Origin of the sequence: Pseudomonas sp. IT-P258, assembly GCF_949767825.1 — a bacterium.
GTDB classification, from domain to species: Bacteria; Pseudomonadota; Gammaproteobacteria; order Pseudomonadales; family Pseudomonadaceae; genus Aquipseudomonas; species Aquipseudomonas monachiensis.
Genome location: NZ_CATKPU010000023.1, coordinates 52,258 through 66,515, shown reverse-complemented (window position 1 = coordinate 66,515; position 14,258 = coordinate 52,258). Strand labels below are relative to the sequence as shown.

At 62.1% G+C, this 14,258-nt stretch carries 13 protein-coding genes; 5 read left to right on the top strand and 8 right to left on the bottom strand.

Going from position 1 to position 14,258, the window contains the following annotated elements:
- Positions 1-10: 10 nt before the first annotated feature.
- The 5 genes from ACM6G4_RS11235 to ACM6G4_RS11215 form a co-directional block, all read right to left on the bottom strand.
- Entirely contained in the window at positions 11-763 is a 753-nt protein-coding gene (locus ACM6G4_RS11235) for a hypothetical protein (RefSeq protein WP_223542235.1), read from the bottom strand.
- Positions 764-810: 47 nt separating this feature from the next.
- Positions 811-1,239 (bottom strand): hypothetical protein, encoded by a 429-nt coding sequence (locus ACM6G4_RS11230; protein ID WP_056723439.1) that lies wholly within the window; start codon positions 1,237-1,239, stop codon positions 811-813.
- A 138-nt stretch (positions 1,240-1,377) separates the two neighbouring features.
- Entirely contained in the window at positions 1,378-1,791 is a 414-nt protein-coding gene (locus tag ACM6G4_RS11225) for a VOC family protein (protein WP_056723442.1), read from the bottom strand.
- 89 nt (positions 1,792-1,880) lie between these two features.
- Positions 1,881-2,540, bottom strand: a complete 660-nt coding sequence (locus tag ACM6G4_RS11220) for a TetR/AcrR family transcriptional regulator (RefSeq protein ID WP_056723444.1) — start codon at positions 2,538-2,540, stop codon at positions 1,881-1,883.
- Complete coding sequence (locus ACM6G4_RS11215; protein WP_056723446.1) at positions 2,527-3,378, bottom strand: 3-hydroxybutyryl-CoA dehydrogenase; 852 nt, start codon at positions 3,376-3,378, stop codon at positions 2,527-2,529. Before ACM6G4_RS11215 ends, ACM6G4_RS11220 begins: the two co-directional genes overlap by 14 nt.
- Before the next feature lie 163 nt (positions 3,379-3,541).
- On the opposite strand from ACM6G4_RS11215, the gene ACM6G4_RS11210 reads away from it, so the two are divergent.
- Positions 3,542-4,594, top strand: a complete 1,053-nt coding sequence (locus ACM6G4_RS11210; protein WP_056723448.1) for an AraC family transcriptional regulator — start codon at positions 3,542-3,544, stop codon at positions 4,592-4,594.
- An 83-nt stretch (positions 4,595-4,677) separates the two neighbouring features.
- Here the strand turns inward: ACM6G4_RS11210 and ACM6G4_RS11205 are convergent, their stop codons facing one another.
- Positions 4,678-5,901: a YbfB/YjiJ family MFS transporter gene (locus tag ACM6G4_RS11205; RefSeq protein WP_414913677.1), complete on the bottom strand. Its 1,224-nt coding sequence runs from the start codon at positions 5,899-5,901 to the stop codon at positions 4,678-4,680.
- A gap of 112 nt (positions 5,902-6,013) precedes the next feature.
- Between ACM6G4_RS11205 and ACM6G4_RS11200 the strand changes: the two genes are divergently transcribed.
- On the top strand, positions 6,014-6,889 hold the full coding sequence (locus ACM6G4_RS11200; RefSeq protein WP_414913676.1) for a LysR family transcriptional regulator: 876 nt from the start codon (positions 6,014-6,016) through the stop codon (positions 6,887-6,889).
- A 53-nt stretch (positions 6,890-6,942) separates the two neighbouring features.
- Here the strand turns inward: ACM6G4_RS11200 and ACM6G4_RS11195 are convergent, their stop codons facing one another.
- On the bottom strand, positions 6,943-7,665 hold the full coding sequence (locus ACM6G4_RS11195; RefSeq protein WP_056723454.1) for a pirin family protein: 723 nt from the start codon (positions 7,663-7,665) through the stop codon (positions 6,943-6,945).
- Between the two features lie 333 nt (positions 7,666-7,998).
- Between ACM6G4_RS11195 and ACM6G4_RS11190 the strand changes: the two genes are divergently transcribed.
- Positions 7,999-8,949: a GlxA family transcriptional regulator gene (locus tag ACM6G4_RS11190; protein WP_056723455.1), complete on the top strand. Its 951-nt coding sequence runs from the start codon at positions 7,999-8,001 to the stop codon at positions 8,947-8,949.
- A 151-nt stretch (positions 8,950-9,100) separates the two neighbouring features.
- A complete protein-coding gene (locus ACM6G4_RS11185; RefSeq protein WP_414913675.1) occupies positions 9,101-10,585 on the top strand; it encodes an ATP-binding protein in 1,485 nt (494 codons plus the stop codon).
- Here ACM6G4_RS11185 and ACM6G4_RS11180 read toward each other — a convergent pair.
- Positions 10,550-13,354 carry an ATP-binding protein gene (locus ACM6G4_RS11180; protein ID WP_414913674.1) on the bottom strand — a complete coding sequence of 935 codons (2,805 nt, stop codon included), beginning with the start codon at positions 13,352-13,354 and terminating at the stop codon, positions 10,550-10,552. The genes ACM6G4_RS11185 and ACM6G4_RS11180 overlap by 36 nt on opposite strands.
- Before the next feature lie 321 nt (positions 13,355-13,675).
- Between ACM6G4_RS11180 and ACM6G4_RS11175 the strand changes: the two genes are divergently transcribed.
- A complete protein-coding gene (locus tag ACM6G4_RS11175) occupies positions 13,676-14,251 on the top strand; it encodes a flavodoxin family protein (protein ID WP_414913673.1) in 576 nt (191 codons plus the stop codon).
- The last annotated feature ends 7 nt before the right edge of the window (positions 14,252-14,258 follow it).

Here is a 14,258-nt window from a genome sequence, read left to right as displayed (position 1 = left end):
GGAAATGAAATTACTGCCCCAACCGCTCCAGCGTGTGCTCCAGGGGATCCAGTGACACACAGATAAAACCATCAAGCGGTCGATTGAGTTCCTCTACCAGCAGGATGGTTGCCCCCGTCGACAAGGCACACATCAGCAATACGGCGACAATGGTGCCGTTGCAGGGTGCAAACAGACCGAACGAGCCGAAGATAATCCCCAGCCACGTCACCAGGATCACCAGCATCACCGGTGGAATCGATTGATTGGCCTGCAACAGGGTTAGCCAGCGGGCGGCAAACACGGTGTCCATGTCTTGCAATGCCGAGGCTTTCAGCGTGCGCTGATCATCGTTGCCAGGCGTCAGTGATTCGACCTGGCGTTGCAGGCCTTCGGAGCGACGGATCATTTCGGGGCTATCGAGTTCTGCAATCTGATGGTGGTCGCGGGTCGCGAGTACTCGGGTGACTTCGGCGTAGTTGTGCTTGAGTTCGGTGCGGATGCCCTGGGTGTCGGTGCCGTAGCGGGCCAGCAAGCGGTCGAATTGAACCACTTTCGCCGCAGCGCCCTCCAGTTCGGCATTGGCCGTATCGAATGTGCCTTTGGCAGAGGAAACGAGCAGGCCGAGGACCAGCGCCGACATTGTTGCGATGAGGCCGGTGGCCAGCTTCACCACCGCCACGGAGTCGTCGCTCAGATGATGGCTCGGTAATCGCTCCCTCACGTACGAGCCCAGCAGTGCGCTGGCGGACAGACAGGCGAAAACGATGAGGGCGATCACCACGTCATTCAAATTCAACCTCCGTTGACGCTGTCTTCCAGGGGAGATATCTACTGGTACTTGATCACGATGCCCTTGAGTTTGCGTCCTTCGATGGTCGTCACGTCGCGAGCCCACAGCGGCCCGCTGGCATAGGCACCCACCGCCTGAATGTGGTCATAGACCACCACCACTGCATCGCCACCGAGTTTGGCGGACTCTTCCCGCAGCTTCTGTTCGACTTCGGTAATCGGCGGGGCGGGGTCGATGCTGGCGTCGATCAACACTTCACCCAGGCGCACATGCGGACGCAGAGGCTCCGAGCGCAGCACGACTACATGGTCCGGCGATGTCGGTGCTGGATGTTCTACGCCGACATACGCGGTGGTCTGTGCGTCGACAGTGGCGCAGCCATTGAGGGTCAGCAGGCCGGTGATCAGTCCACCGGCCAGTAGCAAGCATTTGAAACGGGTGGGCCAGGACAGGTCGTGGGCCGGCATAGTGGGTTCGCTCCTCTGGTTCGCTGCTATCCATGTGGCTAGTTGACGGTAGCAGACGGGCCGGGAGTTGCCAGAACGCCCAACCTTTTCAGGTTGGGCTTTTTAGTGCCTTGAAGACGGTCAATCGACTGAGGTCTTTCACTGATCCTTTTCGCAATTGACCATCCACGACACACCAAAGCGGTCGACCAGCATGCCGAAGCGCGCCGCCCAGAACGTGGTCTCCAGTGGCATTTGCACAGAGCCACCGTTCGCCAGCGCATTGAAGACCCGCTCGGCCTCGGCAATGCTGTCGACGTTGAGTGAAATCGAACAGGCACTCATTTTATCCACGGGGCGATCCGGTGTGGTGTCCGACCCCATGATCGCCTGATCGCCCACGATCAGACGGGTATGGATGATCAGGTTGTGCAGATCCTTGGGGAAATGTTCACCAGCCGGCGTTTCGCCGAAGGTCAACATGGCTTCGATCTGACCTTGCAGGCACTGCGCGTAGAACGTGAAGGCCGCTTTGCAGTCGCCGTTGAAGATAAGGTAGGGATTGATTTTCATGGTCGGCTCCAGGTGTTCGAGTACATACATCGGTTTGGACGCCGGTTTTTTCGGCGAATTCCGATTGTGTCGAGCCGACAAGCAAAGCGCTAAATCTTTGTCGAAGCTTGTGTTTCTTTAGATGTTTTTTCAATAGGACGCGCGAGGCTTATCGCCTCCGGCACGCGCCGTGGCGCCAGCACACGTTCGATGGCACCGCTGACCATGCTCTCGAGCAGCTCATCACGTTCCTGCTCGTCCAGCACATGTGGCGTCAGCCAGCTGGGAGCGCTGTTGAGCAGGGCGCCAATGGCATGCCCGGCCGCCAGCTGACCTTGCTCGCTGAAACGCGACTTCGCGCCCAGCATCCTCAGCAACGTGCGTTCGTATTGCTCGCGCAATTGCCGGACCCGAGCCTGCTGCTCTTCGTTCAGGCAACCGCTGTCGCGCTCCACCAGGCGGAAATGCCAAGGCATCTCCCGATACAGGTTCAGATGGGCGCGGATCAGGCTGTTGAGCTTGTCGCGCTTGCCCGGGGCTTTTTGCTGGATACGTCCCAGGGTAGCCAGCAGTTCCTCGTAGAATTCCTCGATCAGGTCGAGCAGCAGATGCTGTTTGCTGGGGTAATGGTGATACAGCGAGCCCGGGGAGAGCCCCAGGCACGTCGCGAGCTCGCGCATGCCGACCTGGCCGAACCCCTTGCAGGCAAACAGCTCCAGGACCTTGTCCCGGTACTCGGCAAAGCGCGAGCAACGCTCAGGCATAGGCATGGAAGCCGCGCCCCGTTTTGCGTCCCAGGTAACCGGCGGCGACCATTTCCTTGAGCAGTGGCGCCGGGCGATATTTGCTGTCGTTGAAACCGTCATAGAAGGCTTCGAGGATCGACAACAGGGTGTCCAGGCCGATCAGGTCCGCCAGGGCCAATGGGCCGATAGGCTGGTTGCAGCCCAGGCGCATGCCGGCGTCGATGTCTTCGGCGCTGGCCAGGCCTTCCTGGAACACCAGGATCGCTTCGTTGATCATCGGCACCAGGATCCGGTTGACCACGAATCCCGGACGGTTACCCGCCGTAATCGCGGTTTTGCCTAGAGTGGTCGCCATGTCCAGCGCCAGTTGGTGGGTCACGTCACTGGTTTGCAGGCCACGGATGACTTCGATCAGGCCCATCACCGGCACCGGGTTGAAGAAATGCAGGCCGATGAAGCGCTCAGGCTGGCTGACACTGGCGGCGAGTTGGGTGATCGACAGCGACGAGGTATTGGAGGCAATGACGCATTCGTTGCTGACCTGCGCGGCGATCTGTTGCAGCACACGCAGTTTCAGGTCCAGATTTTCAGTGGCCGCTTCGATGACCAGTTGCGCGTCACCCAGGACGCTGTAATCGGTGCTGATGCGAATTTTGTCGAGGGTGGCCTGTTTCTGCTCCACCGTCAGGGTTTGCCTGGCGATCTGCCGGTCCAGGTTTTTACCGACCGTTGCGACGGCTTTTTGCAAAGCGCTTTCGGATATGTCCAGCAAGGTCACGTTGAAACCGGCCATGGCGCAGACTTGCGCGATACCGTTGCCCATGGTGCCCGCACCGATCACTCCGATGTTTTGCAGATTCATCTTCCCATCCTTCGATCAAACCCTGCGATACCTTGGCCGCGACGGCGGCCGAAGGCGTACTATTGCCGCGAGTCTAGAGCCGGCAGGGCGGTTGTCCTATGCCAAAACTGTTCAACGGCACTGATGTTTTTTGCCATTCGGGTGATGAGAGAGAAGCGAACCAATGCGGGAAAAGGACTCGGTTGCCGCCTATTTCGTGCAGGCAATGATCCATGGGCTGAGGGATGATCCGCAGCGCGTGACGGCCGTGCTCGAACAGGCGGGCATTGATCCGGCGGTCATGCACCAACCCACGGCGCGGGTGCCGGCCAACGCGTTTGCGGCGTTGTGGCTGATCCAGATCCGCGAGCTCGACGATGAGTTTTTCGGGCTCGACTCCCATGGCATGCCGCCGGGCAGTTTCGCCCTGATTTGCCGTGCCCTGATTCAGGAGCCCGATCTGCACAAGGCCATGCGTCAATGCCTGGCCAACTTCGGCTTGTTCCTGCGAGACTTTCGCGGCTCGCTCGCGGTGCGTGGCAAGCGTGCGGTGATCAGCCTTGAAACCCGCTCGACGGACAACGACGCCAGCCGGTTTGGTGAAGAAACCTTCCTGGTGTTGATGATCAGTCTGCTGTGCTGGCTGGGCGGGCGGCGCATTCCCATTGATCGTGCGGACTTCCGCCATTCGCGCCTGTCGCTGGGTGACGACCGCCTGCTTTGGGGCCCCAACCTGACCTTTGGTGCCGAGCGCACCGAAATCGAATTTGCCAGTCACTACTTGCGCCTGCCAGTGGCTCAAGACCTGGCGTCGCTGAAAGTGTTCCTGCGTACAGCGCCACAATGGCTGGTGATCCGCTTCCGTAACCAGCACGGACTGGCATCCCAGGTCCATCAGCGCTTGCGCGGCAGTCATTACAGCGAGTGGCCGACGTTGCAGGCCTTTGCCCTGGAACAGCACCTGAGCCCCAGCACCTTCCGCCGCAAACTGGAGCGTGAAGGCTGTTCCTATCAGGAAATCAAGGACGAAGTACGCCGAGGCGTGGCCTTTGAACAACTGCGTCAGAGCGATGCGAGCATCAGCGATATCGCCGAGCAACTGGGGTTCCAGGAACCCAGCGCCTTCCATCGGGCGTTCAAGAAGTGGACCGGGGAAAGCCCCGGGCGCTATCGCGCCCGTTATCAGGGGGAGCAGGGCGCAGGGGCCGCCATCCTTCAGGAACCCTGCGAGCCCTGAGCCATTGTCGGTCCGGTAGCAGGACTTCAGGGCCACCGGGTTCGGTGATTTCGATCAGGGTCATGGTCTGCGGGAGTGTCATTTCAGATACCTGTATTGAGCGTTAAAAATTTGGTCGAACGTCTGAGCAGTCGGCTGCCCAGCTCCAGCAACAGCGCTACAACGATGGCGCCGGCGGCAATCACGAACATCAAGGCATGATGGCCGCCACTGGCGTTGAACAGCACCGAGTAAGCGAACCCCGAGAGCGCCTGGAAAGTAGCGAACGACACGGTGGCGCGACTCCAGGCAACCTGTTGCTGATGATGCCCGGGGATCAGTTCATGCACCCGCGCCAACGCCAGCGGCACGATGCCTGGGGGGAAGGAGCCGAGGATCACCGCCAGTAAAGCCAGCGCCACGAACGAACTGCTGATCGATAAAAGGCCGACTGCCAGCGCCTGCAGCACCAGCACGATGCGGATACCGGTTTTCGCGCCCAGATGGTCTGCCAGAAAGCCGTAGCTCACCGGCCCGATAATCGCGCCCAGGCCGTACATCACCCAGATCAGCGCGCCGACATGTGCCCCGGCATTGAGCCCACGGGCGACGTAATCCACCAGGAACACCATGGCCGGCACCAACCCGGCCGCCATGAATGCGTATTGGGCGAACAGCAGGTAAACGTTCGGGTCGGTGGGGGACGACGGTGCATTCGACGGCGTTGCGGTAGTCGGGTGCGCAGTTGTCGGCCAGCCAAACCAACTGGCAGCCGTGAGGATCAAGGCCAGCAAGCCCAGGCCGAACCAGGTTTGCTGCAAGCCGAGGCTCAGCAGTGGCGGTACGATCGTCCCCGACCCGGCGATGCCCAGGCCGATACCCAGGAATATCGCGCCGCTGGCCAGGCCTTTGCGGGCCGCCGGGACCCGGGGCAATACGGTGGCCGCCACCAACACCATGATCGCGCCACCGGCAATCCCCGACAGCAGGCGCCAGCCGAAGAACCAACTCACCGACAACGGAAAGCCACAGGCGAAAAACGCCAGGGTCACCGCCAGCATCATCAGGCGCAGGGCGGTCTTGTTCGAGGTCCGGCGTGCCAGGGGATGGCCGATCAGTGCACCGATCAGGTACCCCACCAGATTGGCGGCGCCGAGGTACACCACGTCACTGGCGGAAAACCAGTGGGCCTGGATCAGCGAGGGAATCAGCGGCGTGTAGGCGAAGCGCGCCAGGCCGATGCTGACCAGGCTGGCGCAGAGGCCGGCGAAGATCGGCAGCCAGATCGCGCCGGGCGCCGGGGTAAGGGGAGGCGATGAACTGTGCATGTGCATTGTCCTGTAGGGTCACTCTGGCCTTCAGCATATCGAGGTTTTACGAAGCATTAATGCAGCGATTACGCGCTATGCTGATGCGTAATTGCATCATCAGGAGAACATGATGAATTGGGATGACGCCCGGGTATTTCTCGCGGTTTGCCGCGAATCCACGTTGCGTGGTGCGGCGCGGGTGTTGGGGGTCGACCAGGCCACGGTCGGCCGGCGCATCACGGCGCTGGAAAAGTCATTGAGTGCGACCTTGTTCCTGCGCACATCCGAAGGTTATGCGCTGACGGCTGTCGGCGAAGCGGCACTCAAGGCCGTGGAGAAAATGGAGCATTCGGCGCTGGAGCTGGAGCGCCAGATCCAGGGCCTGGACGATCGCTTGACCGGCACGGTTCGGGTCAGTACTACCGACTCCCTGGCGATTGATTTCCTGATCCCGGCGATTGCCCGTTTGCATCGGCAACACCCGGATGTACGGGTGCAACTGGACGCCACCACGCAGATCCTCAGCCTGGCAAAACGCGAAGCGGACATCGCCGTACGCAACACCCGGCCGGAAAACCCTGACCTGATCGCCCGGCGTATCGCCCGTTGGCCGGTAGGGCTGTTTGCCTCGCAAGCCTATGTCGACGCCCACGGCGTGCCGGAGCCGGGCTCGGCGTTCGCCGGGCATGACCTGGTGGTGTATCAGCCGTACTTGCAGGGCAACAAGGACCTGACGCTGGTCTCGGAACCGGTGGTGCGCGGGCGGATTGTCGCGAGCCTCAGTTCCAGCCTGCTGGTGCGTCGGTCGATTGCGGCGGGGATCGGAGTCGGGGAGATTCCGGTGTACATCGGGGAGAAGGAGGGGTTGCTCAGGTTGTGGCCGGAACGCTCGCGGCCAATGCCCTATGACATCTGGCTGGTGACCCACGCGGACCTGCGGCATACGGCCAGGGTCCGGGCGGTGATCGATGAGATTGTCGCGGGGTTCGCCGGGACCGGCGAGTAATTCCAGGTGGCACAAATCCTGTGGGAGCGAGCAGGCTCGCTCCCACAAAGGTTTTATGGCATTTGCGGCAGTTCCTGAGGGCGCAGGTCAAAGACCAATACTTCAGCATCCACGCCGTTGCTCAAGGTCAGCATCTGTTCATCACGAACCCGCACACCGTCGCCTTCCTGCAACAGCACACCGTTGAGTTCGACGCTGCCCCGGGCCACGTGCACATACGCGTAGCGGTTGGCGGCGAGCTCCAGGGTGGCGCTTTCCTTGCCGTCGATCAGGCCGGCATACACCCGTGCATCCTGACGCACCTTGAGCGAACCCTTGGCACCGTCCGGCGAGATGATCAGTTGCAGGCGTCCGCGTTTCTTCTGGGTGCTGAAATGCTCTTGCTGATAACGCGGTTTGGCGCCGCTGACGTCGGGCACGATCCAGATCTGCAGAAAGTGCACCGCCCGGGTGCCGGAGTGATTGAACTCACTGTGGGCCACGCCGCTGCCTGCGCTCATCAGTTGCACGTCGCCGGGGCGGATCACCGAACCGGTGCCCAGGGTGTCCTTGTGTTCCAGGGCACCTTCAAGCACATAGGAGAAAATCTCCATGTCGCGGTGCGGGTGCTGGCCGAAGCCTTTGCCGGCGGCCACACGGTCGTCGTTGATCACCAACAGGTCGGAAAAGCCCTGCTCTTTCGGGTTGCGATAGCTGGCGAAGGAAAAGGTATGGAACGACTTCAACCAGCCGTGATTGGCCAGGCCACGATCCGAGGCTTTGCGAAGAGTCAGCATGATGAAATCTCCTGTGGGGACGTGAATTCGTCCGAGTGAGGAGAAGGTTAATGGTTACTGGCTGGTGCAATAAGTAGATGAAAATTGAAATACTGTCTCGAACAGGTTGACAGTTTATGAGGGCGAATCAGCTATTCTTTTCCAACCTTTACGTCGTACTTAGCCATAATGCATGGCAAGAATCCTGTGGGAGCGGCGGTGCGACGATTCGACTTGCTCGCGAAGGCGTCGTGTCAGGCTAAATGATGGTGAATGACACACTGCCTTCGCGAGCAAGCCCGCTCCCACAAGGATTGGTGTGCCGACCCTATTGATCCCAGTGAATTCCAATCCATGAAAACCGTGGCAATGGTGCTGTTTCCCGACTTTCTCCTGCTCGACATGGCCGGACCCATGGAAGTGTTTTCCATCGCCAATCGATACCTGAAACCCGACGATCACTACGTGCTGTCGACCATCGGCACCGAGCCCGGCGCATTGCGGGCGTCCAATGGCGTGAGCGTGCACGCCGACCGGCACATCGACCAGGCCTGCGAGGGTTTTGATTTGCTGTTGGTGCCCGGTGGTCCCGGTGCCTACAACGAAAGGCATCCGCCATTGCTCGACTGGCTCCGGCACAACGTCAGCCGGTCCGCCGCTTTTGGCTCGATCTGCACCGGGGCGTTCGTGTTGGGGCATGCGGGTTTGCTCGACGGCTATCGCGTCACCACCCACTGGCACTACACCGAGCGGCTGATCAAGGGCTTTCCGAAAGCGACCGTCGAGACCGATCAGATCTTCGTCCAGGACCGCAACCTGATCACGTCCGGTGGCGTCACCGCGGGGATTGACCTGGCCTTGTCGGTGGTGGCCCAGGACCATGGAAAAAAAGTCGCCCAGGACGTGGCCAAGGTGTTGCTGGTGGTCATGAAACGCCAGGGTGGGCAGGCGCAGTTCAGCCCGTTGATGGCGGCGGTGGCCCCTCATGAAACGGCGATTACCCGAGTGCAGAACCATGTGCTCGAACACCTGGATGAGACCTACAGCATCGAACGCATGGCCGGTCTGGCCAACATGAGCCCGCGTCATTTCGCCAGGGTGTTCGCCCGGGAAGTGAACATGACGCCGATGGAGTTTCTGCAAAGCGCACGCATCGACTGCGCCAGGAACCTGTTGGAAACCAGCGAGTTGCCGCTCAAGACCGTGGCCTTCAAAAGCGGCTTCGGCAGCGTGCGCCACATGCGTTTTCTGTTCAGTGAAAAGCTTGGCCTGACCCCGACCCAATACCGCGAGCAGTTCAGCTAGCGCGCGTGTCCGTCATGCGCACCGCAATGGCCGTGACGCTCCCCCCGTGGCAGTTGTACCGTCACCGAGGCCTGCCAAGATACCGCTGAACTCATTGCAAGGACGGTGCGGAGCCTGGGCTGGAAACCAGGATTGCCGCGGGTGACAGCCCATGAACAGCCTCAGAGATTTGAACAGCGAAGCGGTGCTGCAATTCGGACCCTACGCTTTCCACCTCAGTCAGCGACTGGTGCTGGAGGGCGATCGACCGCTGCGCCTGGGCGGCCGCGCCCTTGACGTGTTGCAGGTGCTGGTCGAGCACGCAGGCTCGGTGGTCAGCAAGCAAGAGTTGATTGCGCAGGTCTGGCCGTGCTCCGTGGTCGAAGAGATCAACCTGCGGGTGCACATTGCCGCCCTGCGCCGCGCCCTGGGCGACGGGCAGAACGGCCAGTGCTACATCGTCAATATTCCCCAGCGCGGCTACAGTTTTGTCGCCTCGGTACAGCATTCGCCGCAGCCCGTAGCGTTCCCGAGCGAGACCTTGAAAAAGCCCCTGCACAACTTGCCGGCGCGGCTCACGCCGATCACCGGGCGCGATGCGGTAGTCGGCAGCCTCGTGCGGCAGTTGCCGGTGCGCCGATTCATGACCCTGGCCGGGCCTTGCGGGATCGGCAAGACCACCGTGGCGCTGCGCGTGGCCGAACTGTTGTTGGAGCACTATCGGCACGGCGTGTGGCTGGTCGACCTGGCGGCGATCGAAGACCCGGCGCACGTGACCGATCACCTCACACATACCCTTGGGCTGGAAGTCGGTACCACGCTGGAGGCGCTGGCGCAGCGGCATGCCTTGTTGGTCCTGGACAACTGCGAACACCTGCTCGAACGCTGCCGGACGTTGATCGAGACGCTGCTGGCTGCGCTGCCGCGACTGTCGATCCTCGCCACCAGCCGCGAGCCGCTCAAGGCAGCGGGCGAAACCGTCATGCGTCTGCCACCGCTGGCGGTGCCGCCGGCGTCCGCGCTGCGCAGTGTTGCCGAGGTCATGGGCTATTCGGCGGTGCAGTTGCTCGTCAGCCGTGCCCGAACTCGTCAGCAAGGGTTCACCCTGCGTGAGCAAGACCTCAAGACCGTACGGGAAATCTGCCGACGCCTCGATGGCCTGCCGCTGGCGATTGAGTTGGCGGCGGCGCAAATCGATGCGCTGGCGCTGGTGGGGTTGCAAGCGCAACTCGATAACTGTTTTCAGTTGCTGTCCCAGGGTCGCCGCACGGCCGTGCCCCGGCACCAGACGCTCAAGGCTGCGCTGGACTGGAGCTACGAACGGTTGACTGCCGTAGAGCAAACCGTGCTGCAGCGACTGGCGGTGTTCAAGATGGCTTTTACCCAGGATGCCGCGATAGGGGTGATCAGCTGCGACGCGTTGCCGGTCGCCGAACTGATCGAGGTGCTGGACAACCTCACACTCAAATCACTGCTGTCCCAGGAGCAGGGCGGTGGTGTGACCCGTTACCGATTCCTCAACACCACCCGCACCTACGCCCTGGAAAAACTCGAACACAGTGGTGAGTTGCGCGCCCTTGAAACGCGTTATGCCGGTTACGTCAGTCAAACGAGCCGGCCTTCAGGCGGGCAGGTGGCATTGCAACTCGTCGAGTAGCCGGCGAACGGACATCACGTCGGGCGTGGCGAAACCTTCGGTGTAGCGCTGGTAGATCGGGGCCAGCAGGTCATACGCCCTTTGGCTGTGTCCCTGACGCTGCCACAGTTGCGCCAGCGAGGTGGCGCTACGCAGCTCCCAGGCCAGGGCACCCTGGGTCTTTGCTACGTTGAGTGCCTTGAGCAGCACGGTTTCTGCCGTCGCGGCTTTGACCGGGCAATCCGTTGCCAGCAACGTGCTGGCCCAGGCCCGCAGAATCTCCGCCGTGCTCCAGTCCGAAACACCGCTTTGCGCACGTTCGAGCAGATCATCGTCGACACAGGTTGAATCCAGCGTGACCATGATGTCCTTGATCAAACCGACGCTTTGTCGACCGATGGGCTGCACCTCGGTGCCGCCGATCACCCGCGCGTAGTGTTGCGCCCAGTCATGGAACAGCAGCACCGAGTGTTTCTGCGCCTGTTGCAGCAGCAGGCGCAGGAGTTCGCGGGCGCTGCGGGTGTCGCCGTTGTAGTGGGCGATCAGGCAGCCGGCGAGCGCCAGGGTGTAGCAGATCGACGTGCCGTGGTTGATCTGCAGCGCGATGTCCAGTGCCTGCCGGGCTGCGCGCCAGGCCTGTTCCGGTTGGCCTTGCAGCCAGAGGATGCGTGCGTGGATGGTCAGCGCCGCGACGCTCTGGTCGTATTGCACGCCGAAGCCATGGGTGAAACGGTTGAGATGACCGCTCTGGGCCATGCGTTGCAGCACCTGTCCGGCATGCTCGCCGGCTTGTTGCTGATCGCCGCAGAAGTGCAGGGCGAGCACCCGCAAACGATGCATGCTCAGGGACATCAGGGCGTCGTCATGCAGCCCCAGCCGATCGAATTGCCGGCTCTGTTCCAGGGCCATCTGGTATTGGCCGCAACTGAGATTGACCGTCAGGTGTCCGGAAATCGCCCGCAACTGACCGGCCACATCATTGAGTCGGCTGGCCAGGACTCTGGCACTGACAAACGCGCCAATGGTTTCGGCGCTGGCGCCTTGAGCGTGATAACAGGCACTGCCCAGGGCCAGCTTGAGAGCCATCTGCAAGCGCGGGCAAGGTTGGGCAGACTGTTCGAGCAGGGCCAGCGCCTTGCGCACATAACCGCCGTGTTCCTTGAGTAGTGACAGCTCCTGCCACAGGGGCGTGGACGCCGCGGCCAGGCGTATCGCCAGTGCCTGCGGCCCTTGCGCGTGCAAACCCCAATCGAGGGCCGCGCGGATGTCCTCCAGGGCCCGACCATAGCGTTCGAGCCACAGGCCGGTCGGGGTTTTCTCCCAGTCGTCCTGCGCCTGTTGCATCAGCGCCAGGCAACGTTCGGCATGCCGCTCCCGAGTGCCGGGCAGGTCGGTGGTTTGCCCGAGTTTTTCCAGGGCATAGCTGCGGGTGGTGTCGAGCTGGCGGTAGAAGACATCCTCGTCGCCCACCTCGACGTTCAACAGGGACTTGGCGACCAGTTGGGTGATCGAGCCGAACACTTCGCGGGGTTCGATGTGTTCGCCGACAATCACCGCCGCTGCCGACTCCAGGGTGAAGCTGCCGCGAAACACACTGAGTCGGCGCAGGCAGGTCTTTTCGCAGGCGCTGAGCAGCTCGAAGCTCCAGTCCAGTGTCGCGCGCAGAGTCTGATGGCGTGCCAGGGGCGTCTGGCAGGGCTGGGTCAACACCCGAAAGCTGCTTTGCAGTTGCGCCAGCAAGCCGGGCAATCCGAAGTTGCCCACCTGCGCCGCCGCCAGTTCGATGGCCAGTGGAATGCCATCCAGTCGGTGGCAGATCTCGATCAACAGCGGCAGCTCATCGTCCGTCAGTTCAAAGCTGTCATGGCTGGCCATGGCCCGCTCGACAAACAGTTGCAGGGCGGAAAAGGTCATGGCCTGGGCGCGGTCGAGGACGGCGATGGGCGGCGGGCAGTCGAGTGATTCCAGGCGCTGGACGAATTCCCCTTCGGCCCGCAGGCTCTCGCGGCTGGTGGCGAGAATATGCACGTGCGGCGCACTGCGCAGAATGTTTTCGCAGAGCTGGGCGATGGCGTCGACCAGGTGTTCGCAGTTGTCGATGACCAACAGCATTTGCCTGTCGCGCAGACAGTCGGCAAGACCGCCCAGGGGCTGGTCGTCGTGCAGGGCCAGTTCGAGCAATGTCGCCAGGTGGCCGTCGATCATCAGCGGGCAGTTAATCGGGGCCAGGTCCAGCAGGCGAATGCCGTCCGGGTAGCGACCGATCATTTGCTCGGCGACTCGCAAGGCCACGGTGGTCTTGCCGATGCCGCCGGGGCCGACGAGGGTGATGAAGCGCTGGCGTGGCAGTTGCACCACCAGATTGTCGACCAGCGTCCGCCGGCCGATCATGCGCGTGCGACGCACCGGCAGGTTATGCCGGCCCGGCGTGGGGGCGGTGGGCGCCGACAGTTGCTCGGCCTGGTCCAGTGAGTGCGGTGCGACGAAGCTGTACCCGCGCTGGGCCACGGTGACGATGTAGCGCTGGCCGGCCTGACCGTCGCCGAGCGCCTTGCGCAACGCGGCCATGTGGACCCGCAGGTTGATGTCTTCGACCACGCTGTTGGGCCAGACCCGAGCGATCAGTTGCTGCTTGCTAACCACGTTGCCGGCGTGCTCAAGCAGGATCAACAGGATGTCCATGGCGCGTCGGCCCAGGCGTAAAGGCTGGTCGGCCTCCATCACCAGGCGTTGGTCGGGGTAGACCCGGTAGGGACCGAAATGCACAGCCTGTTCGGGGGAAAGGGTCAACGAGTCGCTCCTGCTGCATCCGTCTAGTACGCGGTTTTCGAGCATATTCCTCAGGTTTGTTACAGAGCGCAATGCGCCGCCCGGGTGACTGAAGGGGCAGGCATTGACTCTAGCGTATCGGCCAGTGGCTGTCGGTCCCGAAAACATTGGGTGCGACAGATGGGCAGGACGTGCCGGGGCTTTTTGCGCGCCAAGGAAAATTAACAACGTTTAACTCGTCCTGCGTCCGCTCTGCGTCCAAAACTCTCCTTCTTCAACTTCCACTGAAGGCAGGGATGAAATGTCAGTCAGCCGCGAGCCGCTCCCACTAAGGACACAGCAATGAGCAACGTGGTGGTGGTCTATCACAGTGGCTACGGGCACACCCGGGTCATGGCCGAAGCCGTTGCCGCGGGCGTTGAGCGGCACCTGGGCAGCACCTGCCAGTTGATCCCGGTCGAAGAAGTGGACGGGCACTGGGCGCGGCTGCACAGCGCCGACGCCATCATCTTCGGCGCGCCGACCTACATGGGCAGCGCCTCGGCGGCCTTCAAGGCGTTCATGGAGGCCACGGCGGCGTTCTACCTGACCCAGCCCTGGCGCGACAAACTCGCGGCGGGCTTCACCAATTCCGGCAGCCTGTGCGGCGACAAGCTCAACACCTTGCTGCAAATGGCGGTGTTCGCCGCCCAGCACTCGATGATCTGGGTCGGCCTCGACCTGCTGCCGGCACGCTCCAGCACCGGCGCGTTCAACGGCCAACTCAATCGCCTGGGCAGCTCGCTGGGCGCCATGGCCCAGTCGAATGTCGAGCAATCCCCCGACGATGCCCCTCCACCCGAGGATCGCTGCACCGCCGCGCACCTGGGCGAGCGTGTGGCGCGCCTGGCGGATCGCATGAACCTGTTACCGGTTTGATTCACCC